Below are 844 nucleotides of genomic sequence, written 5' to 3'. Positions count from 1 at the left end.
TTCTTGTTATGTCTCTACCCACGAAGTTGAACCGGTATACTTACATACTCCTTAGCTTTACCCACTGTACCATGAAAGTAGCTATCTGCTCTGTAATCGACTAAAGGGGTTACCCTTAAAAAATTATTTAACTCAAAGATCAACTCAATGAATGGCGGTGTGTATAGTGGATTTTTTGGGTCTGAAATTGCGAATGCTACAGCTTTGTAAGGAATCACTATGGCAGACTTTTCCTCTGAAACATACCGAAACGATGAACCTCGAACATCAGCATATATATTTATCCAGAGAGACTTATCTGATATGTGAGTCATATACTCAATAAGCTCTTTCTTCAATGATTTACTCGAGAGCGATTTTTCGGTCAAAATCGCACCAAAAATTTGGTGTTGAAATTCTTTACGGCATAATCGTTTACCCGATGGGAGTATTACGTTTTTCCCTCGATTTGTTCGATCTAAGCCTTTAACTGAAGCTATATTATCAAGAGCCTGTTTAAGCCTTGCTTTTGTATTTATCTGAGCCTTGTTTTCCATAACGGCAACAACCGATTCAACCATGAAGTACTTTACTTCACCAATTTCTAAAACTGGGTGATAGTCCTTTCTATAGATAACAATATCAATCTGTTTACTAATCCCTCCAGTAGCATCGATTACAAACCCAGTATCGACTCCATAGCCTGAAGGAATTGTTTTTTTGATATATTTCCTGAGGATATCCTCTCGTGCGCGACCGTTCTCAGCAGGATGACCAACCGAGTTAGATAAATTTAATTCTTCTAACACGCTCCTATTTAAGGATGCGACTATATTTTTAAGTATCATAGAGATCCTCTGAGACA

At 37.8% G+C, this 844-nt stretch carries 1 protein-coding gene; it reads right to left on the bottom strand.

What is annotated here, in order from left to right; translation table 11 throughout:
* Positions 1-14: 14 nt before the first annotated feature.
* On the bottom strand, positions 15-844 hold an 830-nt coding region (locus J8L97_RS23060), incomplete at its 5' end, for a DUF6602 domain-containing protein (protein WP_211053056.1).

The sequence above is a fragment of the Pseudoalteromonas sp. MMG012 genome (assembly GCF_018100875.1).
Classification (GTDB): domain Bacteria; phylum Pseudomonadota; class Gammaproteobacteria; order Enterobacterales; family Alteromonadaceae; genus Pseudoalteromonas; species Pseudoalteromonas aurantia.
This window is presented reverse-complemented; position numbering and strand designations above follow the sequence as displayed.